Raw genomic sequence first — 25,038 nt, 5'->3', positions numbered from 1 at the left:
TTATCGTGAGCCCGACCCATGTCCAATCTGAATGACCTGACTGCCCTGGCCCTGCCTTCGGGCAGCCAACTGGTAGCCGATGCCACCGAAAGCCGTCTGAGCCTGAGCCTGGACGGGCAACCGCTGATTCGCCTGCGTCTCGATCGTGAAGGCCTGGGTGCGATCCAGGTCGATGAACGTTATGCGTTGCCGCCAGGCCAGGCGCTGTGGGCGGCCTGTTATTGGTTGTTTGCCCAGGATCCGGCGCGTCAGCAATTGATCTGGCAACTGGATCAGTCGCCGACCGAAGCCTTGTTCAGCGGTTTGCTGGTGGGCACTGAAGTGGCGGGCGAATATCGCTGCGAGCGCACGCTGTTCTGGCAACTGCCGCAACCGTGGCTCGGCACCTCGCTGACGGGCAGTTATCCGCAGCAGATGGTCATCAGCAACGGCAAGCGCCATCCGCTGCGACCAGTGAAACCGCGCGGTGAGGTCTACCGACGTTTCGATGCGCGTCTCGGTGCCTGGATTTCTCTGCGAACGGTGGAGATCGAGCAGGATCTTGCGCGTTTCAATCGCTGGCAGAACAGCCCGCGAGTCGCCAGTTTCTGGCAGGAAGAGGGCAGTCTCGAACAGCATCGCGAGTACCTGAGCAAGCTCGATGCCGACCCGCACACCTTGACGTTGATTGGCTGTTTCGACGATCAGCCGTTTGCCTATTTCGAAGCCTACTGGGCCAAGGAAGACCGCATCGCGCCGTTCTACGATGCCGACAATTACGATCGCGGCATTCACATGCTGGTCGGGGAAGAAGACCATCGCGGCCCGCACAAAGTGGCGAGCTGGCTGTCGGCGCTGGTGCACTACCTGTTCCTGGATGATCCGCGCACTCAACGAGTTGTCGCCGAACCGCGCGCCGACAACGCGAAGATGATCGGCCACATGCACAACCAGTGCTTCCACTGCGAAAAGGAATTCGACTTCCCGCACAAGCGTGCGGCGCTGATGATCCTCGGGCGCGAGCGCTTTTTCGACCGGTGCACGCTGGTGTGATATTTCGCTGAAAACAAAAAAGATCGCAGCCCTTCGACGAAGGCTGCGATCTTTTTTTGCGGCTGATTCTTGTCAGCGACGGTTCGCGGACATGGCATCGGCGCGGCTGCCGGATACCTTGCGGCAATGCACCAGCGCATCACGAATCATGAAGTTGACCAGGGTCGGCGAAACGCCGAGTTCCTTGGCGATGTCCTTCTGCGGCACGCCGTGCAGACGGTACATCTCGAACGCGTAGCGGGTGCGGACCGGCAACTCGGTCAGCGCATCGGCGATGTGTTCCAGGGTCGAGAAGTTGATGTGCGAGGTTTCCGGCGAAGCGCCCTGAATGACCACGTTCAACCCTTCCTCCTCGGGGCCGGCGTACTTCTGCTCCAGCGCCTGTTTGCGGTAGTGATCGATCGCCAGATTGCGCACGATCTGGAACAGATAACTCAGCTGGGCCTTGATCGACGACGTGATCGGTGGGGCCGACTGCAGTCGGAAGAACGCATCCTGCACCACATCTTCGGCGCGTGACCGGCAGCCGGTAATGCGGGCTGCAATCTTGACCAGAATCAGTCGATTGTCGACGAATGCCTGAAGTAGCGGTGAATCGCACCTGCTTGTGGATACTTGTTCCGTCATGGAAATCACCTTGCTGCCAATAGGTTAGTGGGACGCCTGGGGGACGGGGCCGTCCTACACATCGAGCGACAAATTATGTTGAATGATAATGATTGTCAATTGAGAAAGAGAACTAATGATCCATAACGGTGCGATCCGTGAACTGCGACACGCCGCCGCACTTGCCCAAGCGCCCAGCCCCGTTGGTGATCCAGCCTGCCGACTAATTATTTCAAGACGTCATCCGTTCTCATTGGTGAATGGATCCGGGTACGCAGCCCCGGACCTACCGCATTCCAATGCCTTGCACGGTCGGCGAAGACCGTGTCCCGCATGCCTTGCACGGGCATGCCGCAGCCAACCCGATTCCACCAGCAAGCCGAATTCAGGCAGGAAACCTCATGACCGACGCGTTCGAACTCCCCAGCACCCTGGTCCAAGCCCTCCAGCGCCGCGCGGCCCTGACGCCGGATCGGCTGGCCTTGCGCTTTCTCGCCGAAACCGAGGAGCAGGCTGTGGTGCTCAGTTATCGCGAACTCGATCAGCGCGCGCGGACCATCGCGGCAGCGTTGCAAGCCGAGGCCGGTTTCGGTGATCGCGCAGTGTTGCTGTTCCCGAGCGGCCCGGATTACGTCGCGGCGTTCTTTGGTTGCCTGTACGCGGGCGTGATCGCGGTGCCGGCCTATCCGCCGGAGTCGGCCAAGCGTCACCATCAGGAACGCCTGCTGTCGATCATCGCCGACGCCGAACCGCGCCTGCTGCTGACCAGTGCCGACCTGCGCGACGCCTTGCAGCAAATCGAAGGTGCGCCGCCGCTGTTGTGCGTCGACACCCTTGACGCTTCGCTGGCCGAACGCTGGGTCGAGCCGACCCTGCCGCTAGACCACATCGCCTTCCTGCAATACACCTCCGGCTCCACCGCGCTACCCAAGGGTGTGCAGGTCAGCCACGGCAACCTGGTGGCCAACGAACTGCTGATTCGCCACGGCTTCGGCATCGATGTGAACCCGGACGACGTGATCGTCAGCTGGCTGCCGCTGTACCACGACATGGGCCTGATCGGCGGTCTGCTGCAACCGATCTTCAGCGGCGTGCCGTGCATACTGATGTCGCCGGCGTACTTCCTCGGCCGGCCGTTGCGCTGGCTCGAAGCGATCAGCCAATACGGCGGCACCATCAGCGGCGGACCGGACTTTGCCTACCGTCTGTGCAGCGAGCGGGTCAGCGAATCGGCGCTGGAACGCCTCGACCTGAGCTGCTGGCGCGTGGCCTATTCCGGCTCAGAGCCGATCCGTCTCGACACCCTCGAGCGCTTCGCCGAGAAATTCACCGCGTGTGGCTTCAGCGAAAGCAGCTTCATGGCGTCCTACGGTCTGGCCGAAGCGACCCTGTTCGTCGCCGGCACACCGCGCGGCACTGGCATTCCTGCGCTGCGCGTGGACGATCAAGCCCTGGCACAGAACCGCGCCGAGCCGGGCGAGGGCAGCCCGATCATGAGTTGCGGCATCAGCCAGCCCGAGCATGCCGTGCTGATCGTAGAGCCGAATACCCTCGAAGAACTGGCCGACAACGCCGTCGGTGAAGTCTGGGCAACCGGCCCGAGCATCGCCCACGGCTACTGGCGCAACCCCGAGGCCAGCGCCAAGACCTTCGTGCAGCACGCCGGCCAGACCTGGCTGCGCACCGGTGACCTGGGCTTCATTCGCGACGGTGAACTGTTCATCACCGGACGCCTGAAAGACATGCTGATCGTGCGCGGTCACAACCTCTATCCGCAGGACCTCGAGAAGACGGTCGAGAACGAAGTGGAAGTGGTGCGCAAGGGCCGCGTCGCAGCATTCGCCGTCAATCAGAATGGCGAAGAAGGCATCGGCATCGCGGCGGAAATCAGCCGCAGCGTGCAGAAAATTCTACCTCCCGAAGCGCTGATCAAAGCCATCCGCCAGGCCGTGGCCGAGGCGTATCAGGAAGCGCCGAGTGTGGTGGTGCTGCTCAATCCGGGCGCGCTGCCGAAGACCTCCAGCGGCAAGCTGCAACGTTCGGCCTGCCGCAATCGTCTGGCTGACGGCAGCCTCGACAGCTATGCGGTGTTCCCGTCGGCCACCGCTGAAAACGCTCATGACTCGACCGCGTCCGCCTCCGAACTGGAAGCGTTGATCGGCAGAATCTGGGCCGAGCAGTTGAACGTCAAACAGGTCAACGCCGACGACCACTTCTTCCTGCTTGGCGGTAACTCGATCGCCGCCGCCCAAGTGATCGCCAAGGTGCGCGAAGAGCTGAGCCTGGAGCTGAACCTGCGTCTGCTGTTCGAAGCCCCGACCCTGTCCGCGTTCGCCGCAACCGTGGCGCAACAGCAACAGGACGGCGGCAGCGCCCAAGGCGAAATCACCGCGCTGTCGCGCAACGAAGCCTTGCCGCAATCCCTGGCGCAAAACCGTCTGTGGATCACTTGGCAGCTCGATCCGCAGAGCAGCGCCTACAACATCCCCGGTGCCCTGCGCCTGCGTGGCGAACTGGACGAAGACGCCCTGCGCGCCAGTTTCCAGCAACTGATCGAACGCCACGAATCCCTGCGTACGCGCTTCTTCGAACGCGACGGCGTGGCCCTGCAACAGGTCGGAGCAGCGGGTGAGTTCAACCTGCAACTGATCGACATCAGCGACCTGCCGCCCGGCGAACGTGAAGCCCGCGCACAACAGATCCGCGAAGACGAAGCCCGCACCCAGTTCGACCTGGAGAAAGGCCCGCTGCTGTGGGTGACGCTGGTTCGACTCGACGACGAAGATCACCAGTTACTGGTGACCATGCACCACATCATCGCCGACGGTTGGTCGCTGAACGTGCTGATCGACGAGTTCTCGCGCCTGTACGCCGCCGCATCCCAAGGCCTGCGCGCCGAACTCGCGCCGCTGCCAACCCAATACGCCGACTACGGCAGCTGGCAGCGCCAATGGCTGGCGCAAGGCGAGGGCGAGCGGCAACTGGCGTACTGGAAAGCGCAATTGGGTGACGAGCATCCGACCCTGGAACTGGCGACCGACCATCCGCGTTCGACCAAGCAAAAACACAGCGCCGCGCGCCACAGCGTTCGCCTCGGAATCAGCCTCAGCGATGCCATTCGCCAGACGGCCCAGGCTTATCAGTCCACGCCATTCATGCTGCTGCTCTCGGCGTTCCAGAGCCTGTTGCATCGCTACAGCGGCCAGCGCGACATTCGCATCGGCGTGCCGAACGCCAACCGTCCGCGTCTGGAAACCCAGGGCCTGATCGGCTTCTTCATCAACACCCAGGTGCTGCGCGCCGACGTCGATTCGCGTCTGCCGTTCACCGAATTGCTGGCGCAAACCCGTCAGGCGGCTCTCGGTGCGCAGGCGAATCAGGACCTGCCGTTCGAACAACTGCTCGAAGCCTTCCCGCAGGCCCGCGAACAAGGTCTGTTCCAGGTCATGTTCAACCACCAGCAGCGCGACCTGAGTGCGCTCAAACGTCTGCCGGGCCTGCTCGCCGAAGAGCTGCCGTGGCACAGCCGCGAAGCCAAGTTCGATCTGCAACTGCACAGTGAAGAAGACCGTAACGGTCGCCTGACGCTGTCCTTCGACTACGCCGATGAGCTGTTCGACGCGGCGACCATCGGACGTCTCGCCGAGCATTTCAGCAACCTGCTGCGTGCAGTCTGCGAACGTCCGGAACAAGCCATCGGTGACCTACCGCTGCTGACCGCCACCGAACACACTCAGCAAAACACCTGGAACGTCGCTCCGTGCACCCCGGCGCAACAATGGCTGCCGGAACTGCTCAACGAACAGGCCCGTCAGACCCCGGTTCGCACCGCGCTGGTATGGGACGGTGGCAGCCTCGACTTTGCCGAACTGCACGCTCAGGCCAACCGTTTGGCCCATTACCTGCGCGACAAGGGCGTCGGCCCGGATGTGTGCGTGGCCATCGCCGCCGAGCGTTCACCGCAATTGCTGATCGGCCTGCTGGCGATCGTCAAGGCCGGTGGCGCCTACGTGCCGCTGGACCCGGATTACCCGGCCGATCGTCTGGCCTACATGCTCAGCGACAGCGGTGTCGAACTGCTGCTGACCCAGACCGCATTGCTCGACCGCTTGCCGGCCAGCGAAGGCGTCAGCGTGATCGCCATGGATACCCTGCATCTGGAGAACTGGCCGAGCCAGGCACCGGGCCTGCACCTGCACGATGACAACCTTGCCTACGTGATTTACACCTCCGGCTCCACCGGCCAACCGAAAGGCGTGGGCAACACCCACGCGGCGCTGGCCGAGCGTCTGCAATGGATGCAGAACAGCTATCGCCTGAACGACACCGACGTGTTGATGCAAAAGGCGCCGATCAGTTTCGACGTGTCGGTGTGGGAGTGCTTCTGGCCGCTGATCACCGGCGCACGCCTGCTGATCGCCGGCCCCGGTGAACACCGTGATCCGCACCGCATTGCACAGCTGGTTCAGCAATACGGCGTGACCACGCTGCACTTCGTGCCGCCGCTGCTTTCGCTGTTCATCGATGAACCGTTGAGCGCCGAATGCACCAGCCTGCGTCGCGTGTTCTCCGGCGGTGAAGCGCTGCCGGCGGAACTGCGCAACCGCGTGCTGGCGCAACTGCCGGCGGTGCAACTGCACAACCGTTACGGCCCGACCGAAACCGCGATCAACGTCACTCACTGGCATTGCAGCGTGGCGGATGGCGAGCGTTCGCCGATTGGTCGTCCGCTGGGCAACGTGGTTTGCCGCGTGCTCGACAGCGATCTGAATCCAGTGCCGGCCGGTGTGCCGGGTGAACTGTGCATCAGCGGCATCGGCCTGGCCCGTGGTTATCTCGGCCGCCCGGCGCTGACCGCCGAACGTTTCGTGGTCGATCCGCTGGGCGAGCAGGGCGCGCGTCTGTACCGCACCGGTGACCGCGCACGCTGGACGAATGATGGCGTGATCGAATACCTCGGCCGTCTCGATCAGCAGGTCAAACTGCGCGGCTTCCGCGTCGAGCCGGAAGAAATCGAAGCGCGTCTGCTGGCTCAGGATGGCGTCGCTCAGGCTGCCGTGCTGGTGCGTGAAACCGTCGCTGGTCCGCAACTGATCGGCTACTTCACCGCTACTGATGCCAGTGAAGATCAGGACGGGCAAATCGCTCGCCTGAAAGCCGCACTGGCTGCCGAGCTGCCGGAATACATGGTTCCGGCGCAACTGATGCGCCTGGACGCAATGCCCCTGAGCCCGAGCGGCAAACTCGACCGCCGCGCCTTGCCCGAGCCGCAATGGCAGGTGCGCGAACACGTCGAGCCGGTCACCGAGCTGGAGCAGCAGATCGCCGCGATCTGGCGCGAAGTGCTGGGCCTGAAACAGGTCGGCCTGCGCGACGACTTCTTCGCCCTCGGCGGTCACTCGCTGCTGGCCACCCAAATCATCTCCCGCACTCGTCAGGCCTGCGACGTCGAGTTGCCGCTGCGTGCCTTGTTCGAACACAGCGAACTGGGTGATTTCGCCGAACAGATCCGCCAGATTCAGGCCAGTGGCCGCACCAACAAACAGCCGCCGATCGACAAGGTTGATCGCAGCAAACCGGTGCCGCTGTCCTATTCCCAACAGCGCATGTGGTTCCTCTGGCAGATGGAGCCGGACAGCCCGGCGTACAACGTCGGCGGCATGGCGCGCCTGCGGGGCGTGCTGGATGTCGGGCGTTTCGAAGCGGCGCTGCAATCGCTGATCCTGCGCCACGAAACCCTGCGCACCACGTTCCCGAGCATCGATGGCGTGGCCCGTCAGCAGGTGCATGCCGAGACGGGCGTGCGCATGGACTGGAAGGATTTCTCAAGACTCGCCGCCGACGAGCGCGAGCAGAAAGTCCAGCAACTGGCCGACGACGAAGCGCACCTGCCGTTCGATCTGGAGACCGGCCCGCTGCTGCGCGCCTGTCTGGTCAAGACCGCCGAGCAAGAACATTACTTCGTCCTGACCCTGCACCACATCGTCACCGAAGGCTGGGCGATGGACATCTTCGCCCGTGAGCTCAGCGCGCTGTACGAAGCGTTTGTCGATGACCGCGAATCTCCGCTGGAACCGTTGCCGGTGCAGTACCTCGACTACAGCGTCTGGCAGCGCAACTGGCTGGAGTCCGGCGAGCGTCAGCGTCAGCTCGATTACTGGACCGCGCAACTGGGCCGCGAGCATCCGTTGCTGGAATTGCCGGGCGACCGTCCGCGTCCGCCGGTGCAAAGTCACCAGGGCGAGCTGTTCCGTTTCGACCTCAGCGACGATCTCGCCGCACGGGTCCGGGCGTTCAATGCGCAGAACGGTCTGACCCTGTTCATGACCATGACCGCCGCCCTTGCGACCCTGCTTTACCGCTACAGCGGCCAGACCGATCTGCGTATCGGCGCGCCGGTTGCCAACCGGATTCGTCCGGAAAGCGAAGGCCTGATCGGTGCGTTCCTCAACACTCAAGTGTTGCGTTGCCAGCTCGACGGCCAGATGTCGGTCGGCGAATTGTTCGAGCAAGTGCGCCACACCGTGATCGAAGGTCAGTCCCATCAGGACCTGCCGTTCGACCATCTGGTTGAAGCTTTGCAACCACCGCGCAGCGCCGCGTACAACCCGTTGTTCCAGGTGATGTGCAACGTGCAGCGCTGGGAATTTCAGCAGAGCCGCATGCTCGCCGGCATGACTGTTGAGTACCTGGCCAACGATGCGCGGGCGACCAAGTTCGACCTCAACCTGGAGGTCACCGACCTCGACCATCGCCTCGGTTGCTGCCTGACGTACAGCACTGACTTGTTCGACGAGCCGACCATTGCGCGCATGGCCAAACATTGGCGCAACCTGCTGGAAGCGCTGATCGCTGACCCGCAGCAGCGTCTCAGCGAATTGCCGCTGCTCGATGCGCCTGAGCAACAGCAATTGCTCGACAGCCTAGGCGTCGAGCCGGGCGAGCGTCGTCTCGACCAGTGCATCCATCACCTGTTCGCCGAGCAGGCACTGGCGCGCAAAGACGCGCCGGCCCTGACCTTCGCCGGGCAGACCCTGAGCTACGCCGAACTCGACGCCCGCGCCAACCGTCTGGCCTGGGCCTTGCGTGAGCGCGGTGTCGGCCCGCAAGTGCGGGTCGGTCTGGCGCTGGAGCGTTCGCTGGAAATGGTCGTCGGCCTGCTGGCGATTCTCAAGGCCGGCGGCGCCTATGTGCCGCTGGACCCGGAATACCCGCTCGACCGCCTGCATTACATGATCGAAGACAGCGGCGTCGGCCTGTTGCTCAGCGACCGCGCGATGTTCAAGGCCCTCGGCGAACTGCCGTCGAACGTGGCGCGCTGGTGCCTGGAAGACGACAGTGTTGCGCTGGCCGATTACCCGGCTACCGAGCTGCCGTTTATCAGCCTGCCGCAGCATCAGGCGTACCTGATTTACACCTCGGGTTCCACCGGCAAGCCGAAAGGCGTGGTGGTGTCCCACGGTGAAATTGCCATGCACTGCCAGGCCGTGATCGAGCGCTTCGGGATGCGTCCGGACGATTGCGAGCTGCACTTCTATTCGATCAACTTCGACGCGGCCACCGAGCGTCTGCTGGTGCCGCTGCTCAGCGGTGCGCAGGTAGTGTTGCGTGCGCAGGGGCAGTGGGACGCGGAAGAAATCTGCGGCCTGATCCGTGAACATCGGATCAATATTCTCGGTTTCACCCCGAGCTACGGCAGCCAGTTGGCGCAATTCCTCGCGACGCAAAACGACATCCTGCCGGTGCGCATGATCATCACCGGCGGCGAAGCGTTGACCGGCGAACACCTGCAACGGATTCGCGCAGCGTTCAAACCGAGCCTGTTCTTCAACGCCTATGGCCCGACCGAAACCGTGGTCATGCCGCTGGCCAGCCTTGCGCCGGAAGTATTGGAGGAGGGCGCTGGCAGTGTGCCGATCGGCAGCGTGATCGGTGATCGCGTGGCCTACATTCTCGACGCCGATCTGGCGCTGGTGCCGCAAGGCGCGACCGGTGAATTGTTCGTCGGCGGCGCCGGTCTGGCGGTGGGGTATCACGAGCGTGCAGGCATCACTGCCGAACGTTTCGTCGCCGACCCGTTTGCTGCCGATGGTGGGCGCATGTATCGCACAGGCGACCTGGTGCGCCAGCGTACCGACGGTCTGGTGGAGTACCTGGGGCGGATCGACCATCAGGTGAAGATCCGTGGTTTCCGGATCGAACTGGGCGAGATCGAAACCCGCCTGCTCGATCACGATTCGATCCGCGAAGCGGTGGTGCTGGCGCTGGATGCGCCGAGCGGCAAGCAACTGGTTGGCTATCTGGTGACCGAGGTCGCTTCGCGAAGCGAAGCCGAGCAAGCCGAACTGCGCGAAGCGCTGAAGGTGCACCTGAAGACACAACTGCCGGACTACATGGTGCCGACCCATTTGATTCTGTTGACCAGCATGCCGCTGACCGCCAACGGCAAGCTCGACCGCCGTGCCTTGCCAGCGCCGGATCCGGAGCTCAATCGTCAGGATTACGTAGCGCCAAGCAACGAACTGGAACAGACCCTGGCGCAGATCTGGTGCGAGGTGCTCAACGTTGAACAGGTTGGTCTGAACGACAACTTCTTTGAACTGGGCGGCGACTCGATCCTGTCGATTCAAGTGGTCAGCCGGGCGCGTCAGCAGGGTATTCACTTCAGCCCTCGTGACCTGTTCCAGCACCAGACCGTGCAGACGTTGGCCGCTGTCGCCAGTCGCAGTGAAACCGTGACCGCCGAGCAAGGTCTGGTGTCCGGCGAGTCGCGTCTGACGCCGATCCAGCACTGGTTCTTCGACACCGAGATTCCCGAGCGTCAGCACTGGAACCAGGCGTTGCTGCTGGAGCCGACTGTTGTGCTTGAACCGCATCGTCTGGAACAGGCGTTGCTGGCCGTGATCGAGCAGCATGACGCCCTGCGTCTGCGCTTCACCGAGGCCAACGGCACATGGCGAGCGACCCATCAACCGGTGACCGATGCCGCCGTGCTGTGGCAAGTCCGGGTACCGTCGATGGACAAGTGCGCCGCGCTGTTTGCTGATGCCCAGCGCAGTCTCGACCTTGCCCAAGGCCCGCTGCTACGCGCAGTGTTGGTCGATGGGCCGGACGCTCAGCAACGACTGTTCATCGCGATTCATCACCTGGTGGTCGACGGTGTGTCATGGCGCGTTCTGCTTGACGATCTGCAAACCGTGTATCGCCAGCTCGACGCCGATCAGTCGGTGAAACTGCCGGCGAAAACCAGCGCCTTCAAGGACTGGGCGGCGCGTTTGCAGGCCTACGCCGGCAGCGAATCCCTGCGCGAAGAACTGAGCTGGTGGCAGGCGCAGCTCGCCGGTCCGAATGCCGATTTGCCGTGCGAACGTCCTGAAGGCGGTCGCGAGAATCGTCACGCGCAAACCGTCAGCGTGCGACTGGATGCCGAGCGCACCAAACAACTGCTGCAACAGGCACCGAGCGCCTATCGCACGCAGGTCAACGACCTGTTGCTGACCGCACTGGCCCGCGTGCTGTGCCGCTGGAACGGTCAGCCGTCGGCACTGATTCAACTGGAAGGCCACGGCCGCGAAACCCTGTTCGACGAGATCGACCTGACCCGCACCGTCGGCTGGTTCACCAGCGCCTATCCGTTGCGTCTGACCCCGCACAACATCGAAGAAGCCGCGGGGCAGGGCGCTTCGATCAAGGCGATCAAGGAACAGCTGCGCGCCGTGCCGCACAAAGGTCTGGGCTATGGCGTGCTGCGTTATCTGGCCGATGACGCCAGCCGTCAGAGCATGGCGGCGTTGCCGAACGCACCGATAACCTTCAACTACCTCGGCCAGTTCGATCAGAGTTTCGGCAGCGACGCGCTGTTCCGGCCACTGGATGAATCGGTCGGTGCGGCCCACGATCCGCACGCACCACTGCCGAACGAGTTGAGCGTCGACAGTCAGGTGTACGGCGGGGAACTGCTGCTGCGCTGGACCTTCAGCGCAGAACGCTACGACGTGCAGACCATCAACGAACTGGCCGATGCCTACGTCGGCGAGTTGCAGAGCCTGATCGAACATTGCCTGCAGGACGAAGCCGGTGGCCTGACGCCGTCGGACTTCCCGCTGGCGAAACTGACCCAGGCGCAACTCGACGCACTGCCGGTGCCGGCGGCGCACATCGAAGACGTGTACCCGCTGACCCCGATGCAGGAAGGCATGCTGCTGCACACCTTGCTCGAGCCGGGCACCGGTCTGTACTACATGCAGGATCGCTATCGCATCAACAGCGAACTCGATCCCGAGCGTTTCGCCCAGGCGTGGCAAGCGGTGGTCGCCCGTCACGAAGCGCTGCGTGCGTCGTTCTGCTGGAACGTCGGCGAAGACATGCTGCAAGTGATCCACACCCCGGGTCGCACGCCGATCGAGTATCTGGACTGGAGCGCCATCGCTGACGCCGAGCAGGAGCCGAAACTGCAAGCGCTGCTCAAGGCCGAGCGTGAAGCCGGTTTCGATCTGCTCAATCAGGCACCGTTCCACCTGCGCCTGATCAAGGTCGGCGCGGCGCGTTACTGGTTCATGATGAGCAACCACCACATCCTGATCGATGCCTGGTGCCGTTCGCTGCTGATGAACGATTTCTTCGAGATCTACACCGCCCTCGGCGAAGGTCGCGAAGCACAATTGGCGGTGCCGCCGCGCTACCGCGATTACATCGGCTGGCTGCAACGCCAGAGCCTGGCCGAGGCGCGTCAGTGGTGGCAGCAGAACCTGCAAGGTTTCGAGCGCACTACGCCGATCCCGAGCGACCGTCCGTTCCTGCGTGAACACGCCGGTGAAAGCGGCGGCATGATCGTCGGCGACCGCTACACCCGACTGAATGTCGAGGACGGCGCTCGTCTGCGCGAGTTGGCCCAGGCCCATCAACTGACCATCAACACCTTCGCCCAAGCGGCGTGGGCACTGGTACTGCGACGCCTGAGCGGTGATCGCGACGTGCTGTTTGGCGTGACCGTGGCCGGGCGCCCGGTGGAAATGCCGGAGATGCAACGCACTGTCGGCCTGTTCATCAACAGTATCGCGCTGCGGGTGCAGATCCCGGCGGACGACCAGCGCGCCAGTGTGCGTCAGTGGCTGAGCGCTCTGCTCGACAGCAACATGCAACTGCGCGAGTACGAATACCTGCCGCTGGTGAACATCCAGGAGCAGAGCGAACTGCCGAAAGGCCAGCCGCTGTTCGACAGCCTGTTCGTGTTCGAAAACGCCCCGGTGGAAGTTTCGGTACTGGACCGTGCGCAGAGCCTCAACGCGACCTCGGATTCGGGCCGTACCCACACCAACTTCCCGCTGACGGCGGTGTGCTATCCGGGCGATGACCTCGGTCTGCATCTGTCTTACGACCAGCGCTACTTCGACGAGTCGACCATCGAACGCATGCTCGGCGAGTTCAAGCGTCTGCTGCTGGCGCTGGTCGACGGCTTCCATGGCGACATGGCTGACTTGCCGCTGCTGGGCCATGAGGAACAGGACTTCCTGCTCCACGGTTGCAACCAGAGTGAGCACGACTATCCGCTGGAGCAGAGCTACGTCGAACTGTTCGAAGCGCAGGTCGCGCAACATCCGCAACGCATTGCTGCCAGTTGCCTCGATCAGCAGTTGAGCTACGAGCAACTGAACGTCAACGCAAACCGGCTCGGCCATGCACTGGTCACGGCCGGGGTGCAGATGGATCAACCGGTGGCGCTGCTGGGCGAACGTAATCTGGATCTGCTGGGCATGATCATCGGCAGCTTCAAGGCCGGTGCCGGTTACCTGCCGCTGGATCCGGGCCTGCCGAGCCAGCGTTTGCAACGCATTATCGAGCTCAGCCTCACGCCGGTTTTGGTGTGCACCGAAGCTTGCCGTGAACAGGCGGCGACCTTGCTGGATGAATTCAGCTGCGCCAACCGTCCACGCCTGCTGGTGTGGGAAGAGGTTCAGGCCGGCGCGGTGTCGTCGGCGAATCCGGGCATCTTCAGCGGCCCGGACAACCTGGCCTACGTGATCTACACCTCGGGTTCCACCGGGTTGCCGAAAGGCGTGATGGTCGAGCAGCGCGGCATGCTCAACAACCAGTTGAGCAAGGTGCCGTATCTGAACTTGAGCGACGCCGATGTGATCGCCCAGACTGCTTCGCAAAGCTTCGACATTTCGGTCTGGCAGTTCCTCGCCGCGCCGCTGTTCGGGGCGCGGGTGGACATCGTGCCGAACACCATCGCCCACGATCCGCAAGGCTTGCTGGTGCATGTTCAGCAACAGGGCATCACCGTGTTGGAGAGCGTGCCGTCGCTGATTCAGGGCATGCTCACTTCGGATCGTCTGAGCCTCGACGGGCTGCGCTGGATGCTGCCGACCGGTGAAGCAATGCCGCCGGAACTGGCGCACCAATGGTTGCTGCGTTATCCGAAGATCGGTCTGGTCAACGCTTACGGCCCGGCGGAATGTTCAGACGACGTGGCGTTCTTCCGCGTCGACCTGGCCTCGACTCGCGGCAGTTACCTGCCGATCGGTACGCCGACCGACAACAACTTGTTGTACCTGCTCGATGGCGCGCTGGATCTGGTGCCTCTGGGTGCGGTAGGTGAGTTGTGCGTGGCGGGCACCGGAGTCGGTCGCGGGTATGTCAGCGATCCGCTGCGCACCGCGCCGGTGTTCGTGCCGAACCCGTTCGGTGCGCCGGGCGAACGTCTGTATCGCACCGGTGACCTGGCGCGCCGCCGCAGTGACGGCGTGCTGGAATATGTCGGACGGGTCGACCATCAGGTGAAGATTCGCGGTTACCGGATCGAGCTGGGTGAAATCGAGGCGCGTCTGCATGAGCAACCGGAAGTCCGTGACGGGGCGGTCGGTGTGCAGGAAGGCGTCAATGGCAAGCATCTGGTCGGCTACCTTGTGGCTGCAGATTCCGCACTGAATCAAAGCGAACGCCTGGAGCGGATCAAGCAGCGTCTGCGCGCCGAATTGCCGGAATACATGGTGCCGCTGCACTGGTTTTGGCTCGACCGGTTGCCGCTCAACGCCAACGGCAAACTCGACCGCAAGGCCTTGCCAGCACTGGAGATCGGCCAGTTGCAGAGCCAGGATTACCTGGCGCCGCGCAGCGAACTGGAGCATACCCTGGCCGATATCTGGGCCGAGGTGTTGAAGGTCGAGAAGGTCGGGGTACGCGACAACTTCTTCGAACTCGGCGGCCACTCGCTGCTCGCCACGCAAATCGCTTCGCGGGTGCAGAAAGCCCTGCAACGGGACGTGCCGCTGCGAGCGATGTTCGAGTGCAGCACGGTGGAGGAACTGGCCGGGTACATCGAAGGACTGGCGGCCAGCGACATTACCGAGGAGAAGGTTGATCGCCTGAATGACCTGATGGCAGAGCTGGAAGGGTTGTAAAACGCAGCCCGCGACAATGGCTACAGAAAACATGTTTTTCTCTGTAGCCGTTGTCGCAGGCAGGGCTTTGTAATCCTTTCATATCATTGACTGCCGAGGCCGGCCCGCTCAGTCTTCGGGCTCCAGTTTCTTTGCCACGGGGGTTATCGATGCCTTTTTTCACGGTTGACGGACAGGCGCTTCACTACATTGATCAAGGCACGGGCCCGGCGGTGTTGCTGGCCGGGAGCTACCTGTGGGACCAGGCCATGTGGGCACCGCAGATAGCAGCGCTGTCGGCGCACTATCGGGTGATTGCGCTGGATCTGTGGGGGCATGGTGAATCCGGGCGTTTGCCTGAAGGCACCACATCACTGGATGACATTGCACGCCAGGCGCTGGCCCTGCTTGATCATCTGGAGATCGATCGGGTGACGCTGGTGGGGTTGTCGGTCGGCGGCATGTGGGGCGTTCGCCTCGCACTGTCGGCGCCGCAGCGTCTTAACGGTCTGGTGCTGATGGACACTTACGTCGGCGTCGAGCCGGAGCCGACCCGCCAGTACTATTTCTCGCTGTTCAAGCAGATCGAGGAAAGCGGCGGAATCTCCGAGCAACTGCTGGATATCGTGGTGCCGATCTTCTTCCGTCCGGGCATCGACCGGGATTCGGCGCTGTATCAGGATTTTCGCGCAAAACTCGCCGGTTATTCAGCTGAACGCCTGCGCGAAAGCATCGTGCCGATGGGGCGCATCACCTTTGGCCGTGACGATCTGTTGCCGCGTCTGGGCGAACTGAATGCGGCCACCACGCTGGTGGTCTGCGGCGATCAGGACAAGCCACGCCCGCCGTCGGAAGCGCGGGAAATGGCTGAGTTGATTGGCTGTCCGTGTGTGCTGGTGCCGGAGGCGGGGCATATCTCCAATCTGGAGAATCCGTCATTCGTGACCGACACGTTGCTGAGGTTTCTGGCAGAGCTGAAATAAGAAAAACGCCCACGCATTGCGTGGGCGTTTTTTATTTCGGGCCGAGAATCTTCGCCAGTTTGTCCGGCGTCGGTGCGCCTTGCTGTTGTTGCAGTTCGCCCTTGTCGTCCATGTAGAAGATCGCCGGGGTGGCCTGCAAGTCCAGGTCTTCCATCAACTGCATGTTCGCCGCGAGTTTGGTCTGCACGGCGACCGGAATGTCCTTCAAGGCCTTGAGCGTACTGGCCTTGCCGGCCTTCTCGTGATCTTCCAGGGCTTTGCTCGGGTCTTTGGCCGCGAGCAGGGCGGCGGATTTGGCCGGGCTGTCTTCGCGGATGATGCCGACCATGATGTGCCGCAACTGCACCTTGCCGGCCTTGACCCATGGACGGGCCTGTTCCCAGAACATGTTGCAGTACGGGCAGTTCGGATCACTGAACAGGTACACCGTGCGCGGCGCATCCTTGTTGCCGTCCTGAATCCAATTGCTCGCTTCGAACTTGGCCCAGACTTCCTTGGCCATCGGCGCGTAGACCAGTTTTTGCAGCGGCGCGCTGCTCAGGTCATTGCCGTCGGCGTCGTACAGGTTGCCCAGCAGCACGTGCTTGCCGTCCGGCGTCAGGTAGAGCGCCATGCCACGGTTCTGGTATTGCGCGGCGTAACCACGCAAACCGTCCGGGGCGTCGAACTGGCCGACTATTTTTGCGCCTTTGGCTTCGATTTTCTTGATCGCTTCAGGCAGTTCTTCGGCGGCCTGGACCGACGGCAAGTGCAGCAGGGCTGCGCTCATGGTCAGTGTCAGCAGGTGGCGGAGGCGGGGCATGGCAGTTTCCTTGCAGAAGAGGTGGCCGGATTCGGGCTGGAAGCCGGGGTGTCGAAGTTTTCCAGGGCGCGGGCCAGGCTGGCGTTCGACAACTCGCCCAGATGGCTGCCCAGCAGACGACCGTCCGGGCTATAGAACAGCGTAGTCGGCAGGGCCATGGAACCCACGGCCTGGCCGAGGCGTCCGCTGCGGTCGAACAACACGTTGCTCAGGCTCAAACCCTGGGTTTCAAGAAACGTGGCGACGCTTTGCATGCTTTCAGCCTGGTTGACGAACAGGAACGTCAGGTCCGGGCGTTGTTGCTGGGCGTTCTCCAGCACCGGCATTTCCCGGCGGCACGGCGGGCACCAGGTGGCCCACAGGTTGATCACCAGCGGCCCGCCCTGATAGTCGGTGAGTTTCACGGTTTCTCCGGCGGCGTTGCGCAGGGTGATGTCCGGCAGGCGCGTGCCTTGCTCGTAGATGTTCAGCGACAGGGTCGCCAGTACCCAGAACGCCACACCGCTGACCACGCCAAAGCCTAGCGGGCGACGCAAACCCGGCCGGCGCCAGCCGCGATACAGCGCCGCGAGCAACAGCACGATCACCCCCGGCCAGGCGAGAAAACCGCCGTCGCGCAGGTCGATGATCTGCCACAGATCGTTGCGATAGTGGCCCCAGTACACCGCGACAAACGCAATGCGCGCCACCAGCATGCCGAGCAGAAACAGGCTGAACAGCGCTGACTCGGGGTTATCACCGCCGCGCTTGGCCACCCGCCAGCCGACGAAGGTCGCCAGCGCCAGCGCGCTGATCAGCAGCAGGTGGTTGAGTGCGATGGCAAAGGTGCCGAGGGTGAAGGTCAGCATTAACGGGCGTCTCGGGTGGTGGTCCAGCGTTGCAGGAAAGTATCGGCATCGACCTCGCCGGTGATGCGCTGACTGCGACGCTCTTCACCGTCGGCGCCGATCCACACGAAACTCGGTGGCCCCGGCACTTTATAACGGCCGAGCAGTTCGCGGCTGGCGGCATTGTCGGCGGTGACGTCGAGTCGGAGCAAGCGCACATCGCTCAGGGCCTGCATCACCCGTGCCTGGCCGAACACCTGTTTCTCCATGACTTTGCACGACGTGCACCAGTCGGCGTAGTAATCGAGCAGCACCCACTGGCCCTGCGCTTTGGCGGCGTCGAGCTCGCGTTGCAGGGCGGCTGGATCCTTGATCGTCGTGAAGGCTTCGTGGCCGCTGGGCGCCGCAGATCCTACGCGGCCGGCGCTGTACACCTGCAACGGCTGATACGGATCGTCACTGCCGCCCGCCGCACCGACCACCAGCAGACTGCCCCACAAACCCAGCAACAGCGAACCGGCACCGAACAGTTGCGCCACGCGACCAAAGCCGTCTGACTGTTTCCAGGCACTGTAAGCGGCGATCAACAGCAGCGCGCCGCACAGGCCCAGCCACAGCGACGGATCCAGCACTGGACGCAGCATCAGCAGTGCCGTAGCGAGGAACAGGAAGCCAAACACGCCTTTAAGCAGATTCATCCACGCGCCGGGCTTGGGCAGGAAGCGATTGCCGACGGTCACCAGCAACAACAGCGGTACGCCGATGCCGATGCCCAGGGCAAACAGAATCAGGCCGCCGTGCAGCGCGTTGCCACTTTGCGCGATGTAGAGCAGGGCGCCCGCCAGCGGTGCGGTCATGCACGGGCCGACCAGCAGACCAGACAACGCGCCCAATACACCGGCGCCGACCAGACTGCCACCGCGTTGACTGCGCGAGGCGTGTTCCAGTCGATCCCGCAGGGCCACCGGCAATTGCAGCTCGAAGAAACCGAACATCGGCAGCGCCAGAACCACAAACACGGCCGCGAACGTCCCGAGCAGCCACGGGTTTTGCAACCACGCCTGCAGGTTGGCCCCCAGCAGCGCGGCGATGACGCCCATCGCCGCATACACCAGCGCCATGCAAACCACATAACTGCCGGCCAGCGCGAAACCGCGACGTGGCGTGGCGCCGCTGCCCACCACCATGCCCGCCAGAATCGGCAGCATCGGCAACGAACACGGCGCAAACGCCAGCAGCAGGCCCAGGCCGAAGAACACCAGCAGACTCCAGCCCAGCGAATGCTGTTGCAGACCGCTGGCCAGTGCCTGATCCGGCGCTTCATCTGTCGCCGCAGCGGCAGCTTTGCCGCCGAGGTCGATCACTCGGGTTTGTGGCGGATAGCAAAGACCGGCGTCGGCACAGCCCTGATAACTGACCTTTATCTGGCCCGTGGCGGCCGCCGGAATCTTCAGCTCCAGACCCTGGCGATAAACCGGTTGCTCACCGAAATACTCGTCGCTGTGGGACTCGCCTTCGGGCAGGGCCGGGACATTTTGCGTCGCCAGCCCGTCGAACTTCAGACGCTTCTGATACAGGTAATAGCCGTCGGCGATTTGCCAGAACAGCTGGGTCTCACCGGAATCCAGACGTTCCGAAGTCAGCACGAACGCCTTGTCGACCGGCAAGAACTCCGGTTTAGACGCAAAAGGATCATTCCCCGCCTGGGCCAGACCCGAAATCAACAGTGCAAAAAAAAGAAAAAAATGACGCATTTAAGAGCCTTGTCCCTGTGCAGTTGAGGGCACAGTGGCGGGCGGCGATTAACCGCTGATTAACCGAGGGGAGCAATGCGTCGAACCTGAGAGACGCTGCGGCATTGCAGAAAGATGAGAGAGTCAGAGCCCTCGGGTCAACCCGGCGAATCGGCCACTGATATTATTCGCACCTCCTTCGACTCGGCCCTTTTGCATGTTGTAAACCACGTATTGGTTATCGGTCAGGAAGATGTACCAGAGGTTGTCGCTGAAAGTTGGATCAATTTGAGCAGCGGTGACAAGGCGGTTTTTATAAGGGGCGAGCCCGGGCAATACGGCTGTTGGATCGTGTTTTATCTGTTGCGTGACGGTGTCGAATGTCAGATGCGTTCCGTCACTCAACAGGAAACGAAACAGGTAACGGAATCCGATTGCTTCCAGCCAGGTGCCGGCGACGATTCTGTCAAAGTAGGGCAGGATTGGCGTCCAGAGAGAATTGGAAAGATTGTAAAAGGCGTCAGCCTTGTCAGTGTCCTGGTTATAGGCGCAAACCCATGGGTGATCGCCGTTGTAGAAGAACAGCCAGACAATGTCGTTGTCGCCCGTCTTTGTTTGGGTGAAGCCGAAGCGCAAGTCCTTGGCATAGACATCAAACCCTTCCCAGTTTCCTTTGATCGGTAGTGGATAATCGTCGGATATTTTTTCGTCGCCATTGTCGTAGCGGGAATAAGTGCCGTTGTCTTTCAGGAAGAAGTAAATACGATCAGGGCCGGAGCGCCAGTCGATAGCGACAAAGTTGTTGAGTTTGGACATTGGGTTGTTCCTTTTATAAGCGATAGTTGGTTGGTGTGTTTTGCGTTTTTGAGTTATCGCGACGAGTAACTTTTTTGCACTGGTTTTGTAATTGCTGTTTGTGTCGAATGGAACTTTATAAGTTGCCGGTTGTTGGTTTTTTAGTTGCCGTTATGAAAAACGGCGTTGAGAAAGACATCGCCCGCAGTCGTATACATCGGGATCATGCTTTTCCTTGGCACAGGCAGTGTCCATAATTGCCGCTTAATCCTCTCCTGCTTGAATCGCGTTTTTTCTCATGGAGTTCCCATGCACGTACTGGTTTGCGAAGACGATGAGTTGATCGCCAGCGGGATCGTCGCCGGGTTGACGGCCCAGGGCTTGACGGTCGAACACGTCAACACCGCCTCTAAGGCGCGGGCGATCCTCAAGGTTGCCGAATTCGACGTGATGGTGCTCGATCTTGGCCTGCCGGACGAAGACGGCCTCAAGTTGCTGCAACAACTGCGTCAGCAGGGGCTGGAAATTCCGGTGCTGATTCTCACCGCGCGGGATTCGGTCACCGACCGCGTCGATGGTTTGCAATCCGGTGCCGACGACTACCTGCTCAAACCGTTCGATCTGCGCGAATTGTTCGCCCGTCTGCAAACCCTGCTGCGCCGGGTGGCCGGGCGCAGCGTCAACCTGATCGAACACGGCGCACTGACCTACGACCCGAGCAGCCGCGAAACCACGCTGGCGGGCCGCCCGGTGGATCTGTCCCGTCGCGAACAATCCCTGCTGCAAGCCCTCCTGCACAACCGAGGCCGGGTGCTGTCCACCGAGCAGTTGAAGGACAGCGTCTACGGTTTCAACGATGAGCTGGAGAGCAACGCGCTCAACGTGCACATCCATCACCTGCGCAGCAAACTGGGCAAGGGCATCGTCGAAACCGTGCGAGGTCTGGGTTATCGCCTGGGCCCGGCCGATGGCGGAGAACCTGACAAGTGATGAGTCTGCGCCTGCGTCTGAGCCTGACCCTCGGCGCCGCGTTCGCGCTGATCTGGGCCCTGGCGGCCGCCTGGATGCTCAGCGATCTGCGCAACCAGATGATGTTTTCCCTCGACCAGCGCCTGGTGGCGTCGGCGCGGATGGTCGCCGGGTTGCTGGAACAATTGCCGGCCATCCCGAGCAAAGGCCAGGGCACTCACTTCAGCGCCGAACAACTGAACATTCCCGGCGGCATGGCCTGTCAGGTCAGCTCGCTGCGCGGGGAAATCCTCGCCCGCAGCCACAACAACCCGGAGCAGGCGCTGGAAGCCCAGAAAATGGGTTTCCACGATCAGATGATCGACGGTGCGCCGTGGCGCAGCTTCACGTTGGCCCGAGGCGATGTGCGGATTACCACCGCCGACCGGGTGATCGAACGCGAAGCCCTGAACATGTCGATCCTGCTGGCGGCCTCGGTGCCGGTCGGCGTGGCGTTGCTCGGCTGCCTGTGCCTGTTGTGGCTGGGGATCGGCCAGGGCCTGGCGCCGCTCAATCGGTTGCGTGAAGCCTTGATGCGCCGTAACGCCGATTCGCTCGAACCGTTGCAGTTGCAGTCATTCCCCAGCGAACTGAAACCGCTGCTCGAAACCCAGAACCAGCTGTTCCAGCGCATCGGCAAGACCATCGAACGCGAACGTCGTCTAACCGGCGATGCCGCTCACGAACTGCGCAGTCCGCTGACGGCGATCAAGACCCACCTGCAAGTGGCGCGCATGACCGAAGGCAGCGCCCGCGATCAGTCCCTGGCCCGGGCCGAGGAAGGCGCCGACCGCCTGCACCGGACCCTCGAGCAATTGCTGTTGCTGGCCCGGGTCGAGGGCAGTCTGTCTTTCGACGACGGCGTGCAGTGCAGTGCCGAGCAGGTGGCGAAACTGGCGATTCAGGACTCGGCCAGCGACCAGCGCCAGCGCATCAGGCTGCACCTGCCTGAACGCTTGTCCGGTGCGCCCCTGCAAATGCCGGCGGTGTTGTCGATCGCAGCCTTGCGCAACCTGTTGGATAACGCCCTGCGTCATACGCCGACGGACGGCGCGGTGGAGCTGAGCCTGGAAACCTCCGCCACTCACGTGCGTTTCGTGGTGCGCGATCATGGGCCGGGGATTGCTCCGGACGATCTGCAACATCTGACCCAGCGCTTCTGGCGCAACGGCCAGAGCACCGGTTGCGGACTGGGACTGGCGATTGTCCAGGCGATCGTTCAGCGTTGCGCCTGCACCCTGCATTTCGACAGCCGCCCGGATGGCTTGCGGGTCGAGCTGACCATGCCGCTGCAACCGGTCTGACGTATGCCCGGCACATCAAATGTAACCTCTCTCCATTAGTCATCCGCCGGCCGCGACGTTATTGTCGCCCCAGCCTTTGACTCAATGGATTGAGGGAAACAGCGCCATGGAAGCACCTGTCTACATCTGTCCCGCCACCCCCGCCGACGCCGGCATCATCAGCCGGATTCTCGAGCGCTCGATCCGCGTCGGTTGCGCGCTCGATCATCGGAACGATCCACAACTGGTCGACCGTTGGGTCCGCCGACAATCGGCGCAACACATCAGCGCCTGGCTCGCCGATCCGCATCTTTACCTGAACATCGCGCTGCTGCAGGACAAACCTGTCGGTGTCGGCATGGCCGCTGCCAATGGCGAGATCACGTTCTGTCATGTACAGCCGGAGTGGTTTCGTCGCGGTGCAGGCCGTGCGCTGATGGGCGATCTCGAGGGTTGGCTGAGGATTCGCGGCCGGCCTTGCGTCACGCTCGCCAGCACGCGAACCGGCGAGGCGTTCTACCGGCGTCTGGGTTATCGCGAAGCGGCGACTGCCTTCATGCAACACGGCGTTTTGAGCCTGCCGATGCACAAGCCGCTGGCATTGTCGGCCTGACATTCGATCAAGGGTGTAAATCCTCGACACGCTGGTGCGTTTCCAGAACAGGAAAACCAGCATGTGCGCCCCGCGACCGGAACGCGCACCTGCCCGGTGTGCAGTTTTGGTCACTATCCATAGCGTATTGAGGGGTCGAGAGATGTCAGTCGCCACCAGCCTTATCGAAGAGTCGTCGGCCCGGATCGCCTCCGCGCCGGCGGAAACGCTGTATCAGTTCAATGAATCGCCGTTGCTGGCCCGCCAGAGCCAGCAGGAATCCAATGCCCGCAGCTACCCGCGTCGCATTCCGCTGGCGTTGAAACGCGCCAAGGGTCTGTACGTCGAGGACGTCGAGGGCCGCACCTTCATCGATTGCCTGGCCGGTGCCGGCACCCTGGCGCTGGGGCATAACCACCCGGTGGTGATCGAGGCAATCCAGCAGGTGCTGGCCGATGAGCTGCCGCTGCACACCCTGGACCTGACCACGCCGGTGAAAGACCAGTTCGTTCAGGACCTGTTCGGCCTGCTGCCTCCAGCATTGGCCAAGGAAGCGAAGATCCAGTTCTGCGGCCCGACCGGCACTGACGCCGTGGAAGCGGCGCTGAAACTGGTGCGCACCGCCACCGGGCGCAGCATCGTGCTGTCGTTCTCCGGCGGTTATCACGGCATGAGTCAGGGCGCCTTGAGCCTGATGGGCAGCCTGGGGCCGAAAAAGCCGCTGGGTGCGCTGCTCAGCAACGGTGTGCAGTTCATGCCGTTCCCGTACGACTACCGTTGCCCGTTCGGCCTCGGTGGCGCGGCAGGCGTGAAGGCCAACCTGAGTTACCTGGAAAACCTGCTTAATGATCCCGAGGCTGGCGTGCAATTGCCGGCCGCAGTCATCGTCGAAGCGGTGCAGGGCGAGGGCGGTGTGATTCCGGCTGACATCGAGTGGCTGCGCGGTCTGCGCCGCATCACCGAAAAGGCTGGCGTGGCGCTGATCATCGACGAAATCCAGAGCGGTTTCGCCCGCACCGGCAAGATGTTTGCCTTCGAACACGCCGGCATCACTCCGGACGTGGTGGTGCTGTCCAAAGCCATCGGTGGCAGCCTGCCGCTGGCGGTGGTGGTTTATCGCGACTGGCTCGACACCTGGCAGCCGGGCGCCCACGCCGGTACGTTCCGTGGCAATCAGATGGCGATGGCCGCCGGTTCGGCGGTGATGCGTTACCTGGTCGAGCACAAGGTCTGCGAGCACGCCGCTGCGATGGGCGAACGCCTGAGCGAGCACCTGCACATCCTGCAACGCGACTTCCCGCAACTGGGCGACATTCGCGGTCGTGGCCTGATGCTCGGCGTCGAGCTGGTCGATCCGAGCGGCACCCCGGATGCCTTGGGCCATCCACCGGCCTTCGCACGTCTGGCGCCACTGGTTCAGCGCGAATGCCTCAAGCGTGGGCTGATTCTGGAGCTGGGCGGTCGGCATGGTGCGGTGGTGCGATTCCTGCCGCCGCTAGTGATCACGTCTGCGGAAATCGATCGTGTCGCCGAGATCTTTGGCCGTGCGTTGAGCGCCGCGACTGCCGGCCTGTAAATTTTTCGCCGCGTCGAACGTTCTTTCTACATACCCGGCTGCACCCGTCGTGCAGCCCACCCCTACAGCGATGGAGACACAGCATGACGTCAGTATTCGACCGCGAGGACATCCTCTTTCAAGTCGTGGTCAACCACGAAGAGCAGTACTCGATCTGGCCGGACTACAAGGCCGTGCCGGAAGGCTGGCGCACCGTCGGCAAGAGCGGCCTGAAAAAGGAATGCCTGGCCTACATCGAAGAAGTCTGGACCGACATGCGCCCGCTGAGCTTGCGTCAGAAGATGGAAGCGCAAGCTTCTGCACAGTAAGTCTTCAGCCAAAAAGAAACCCGCTGGACTGGAAACAGTCAGCGGGTTTTTTCATGTCGATCGTTCCCACCCAGACGGTGATCGTTCCCACGCAGAGCGTGGGAACGATCA

The 25,038-nt window shown here is 62.5% G+C and carries 13 protein-coding genes; 8 read left to right on the top strand and 5 right to left on the bottom strand.

The features are described from left to right. The first annotated feature begins 18 nt into the window (after positions 1-18). Positions 19-1,032 (top strand): GNAT family N-acetyltransferase, encoded by a 1,014-nt coding sequence (locus tag QR290_RS20695; protein ID WP_115078714.1) that lies wholly within the window; start codon positions 19-21, stop codon positions 1,030-1,032. Positions 1,033-1,104: 72 nt separating this feature from the next. On the opposite strand, the gene QR290_RS20690 is transcribed toward QR290_RS20695, so the two are convergent. Next, entirely contained in the window at positions 1,105-1,659 is a 555-nt protein-coding gene (locus tag QR290_RS20690) for an RNA polymerase factor sigma-70 (protein WP_085700118.1), read from the bottom strand. Positions 1,660-2,039: 380 nt separating this feature from the next. Between QR290_RS20690 and QR290_RS20685 the strand changes: the two genes are divergently transcribed. Both QR290_RS20685 and QR290_RS20680 read left to right on the top strand, forming a co-directional pair. Further along, entirely contained in the window at positions 2,040-15,041 is a 13,002-nt protein-coding gene (locus QR290_RS20685) for a non-ribosomal peptide synthetase (protein WP_289203500.1), read from the top strand. Positions 15,042-15,190: 149 nt separating this feature from the next. Continuing rightward, positions 15,191-16,003, top strand: coding sequence for an alpha/beta fold hydrolase (locus QR290_RS20680; protein ID WP_289203499.1), 813 nt, complete (start codon positions 15,191-15,193; stop codon positions 16,001-16,003). Positions 16,004-16,034: 31 nt separating this feature from the next. Here QR290_RS20680 and dsbG read toward each other — a convergent pair whose 3' ends face one another. The 4 genes from dsbG to QR290_RS20660 form a co-directional block, all read right to left on the bottom strand. Then, positions 16,035-16,805 carry a thiol:disulfide interchange protein DsbG gene (gene dsbG, locus QR290_RS20675; protein ID WP_007955786.1) on the bottom strand — a complete coding sequence of 257 codons (771 nt, stop codon included), beginning with the start codon at positions 16,803-16,805 and terminating at the stop codon, positions 16,035-16,037. Further along, positions 16,781-17,653 (bottom strand): TlpA disulfide reductase family protein, encoded by an 873-nt coding sequence (locus QR290_RS20670; RefSeq protein WP_115078710.1) that lies wholly within the window; start codon positions 17,651-17,653, stop codon positions 16,781-16,783. The genes dsbG and QR290_RS20670 overlap by 25 nt, the downstream gene beginning before the upstream one ends. Next, complete coding sequence (gene dsbD, locus QR290_RS20665) at positions 17,653-19,386, bottom strand: protein-disulfide reductase DsbD (RefSeq protein WP_289203498.1); 1,734 nt, start codon at positions 19,384-19,386, stop codon at positions 17,653-17,655. Before dsbD ends, QR290_RS20670 begins: the two co-directional genes overlap by 1 nt. A gap of 123 nt (positions 19,387-19,509) precedes the next feature. Continuing rightward, a complete protein-coding gene (locus tag QR290_RS20660) occupies positions 19,510-20,181 on the bottom strand; it encodes a hypothetical protein (RefSeq protein WP_115078708.1) in 672 nt (223 codons plus the stop codon). A gap of 288 nt (positions 20,182-20,469) precedes the next feature. Between QR290_RS20660 and QR290_RS20655 the strand changes: the two genes are divergently transcribed. From QR290_RS20655 to QR290_RS20635, 5 genes are all read left to right on the top strand, one after another. Beyond that, entirely contained in the window at positions 20,470-21,150 is a 681-nt protein-coding gene (locus QR290_RS20655) for a response regulator (protein ID WP_011335250.1), read from the top strand. Then, positions 21,150-22,472, top strand: a complete 1,323-nt coding sequence (locus tag QR290_RS20650) for an ATP-binding protein (protein WP_115078707.1) — start codon at positions 21,150-21,152, stop codon at positions 22,470-22,472. Before QR290_RS20655 ends, QR290_RS20650 begins: the two co-directional genes overlap by 1 nt. A 106-nt stretch (positions 22,473-22,578) precedes the next feature. Continuing rightward, complete coding sequence (locus tag QR290_RS20645) at positions 22,579-23,064, top strand: GNAT family N-acetyltransferase (RefSeq protein WP_289203497.1); 486 nt, start codon at positions 22,579-22,581, stop codon at positions 23,062-23,064. A 142-nt stretch (positions 23,065-23,206) separates the two neighbouring features. Beyond that, entirely contained in the window at positions 23,207-24,619 is a 1,413-nt protein-coding gene (locus QR290_RS20640; protein ID WP_289203496.1) for an aspartate aminotransferase family protein, read from the top strand. An 83-nt stretch (positions 24,620-24,702) separates the two neighbouring features. Continuing rightward, positions 24,703-24,927, top strand: a complete 225-nt coding sequence (locus QR290_RS20635; RefSeq protein ID WP_115078704.1) for an MbtH family protein — start codon at positions 24,703-24,705, stop codon at positions 24,925-24,927. Positions 24,928-25,038 lie beyond the last annotated feature (111 nt).

Source organism: Pseudomonas fluorescens (assembly GCF_030344995.1).
In the GTDB taxonomy this organism is placed as follows: Bacteria; Pseudomonadota; Gammaproteobacteria; order Pseudomonadales; family Pseudomonadaceae; genus Aquipseudomonas; species Aquipseudomonas fluorescens_BF.
This window is presented reverse-complemented; position numbering and strand designations above follow the sequence as displayed.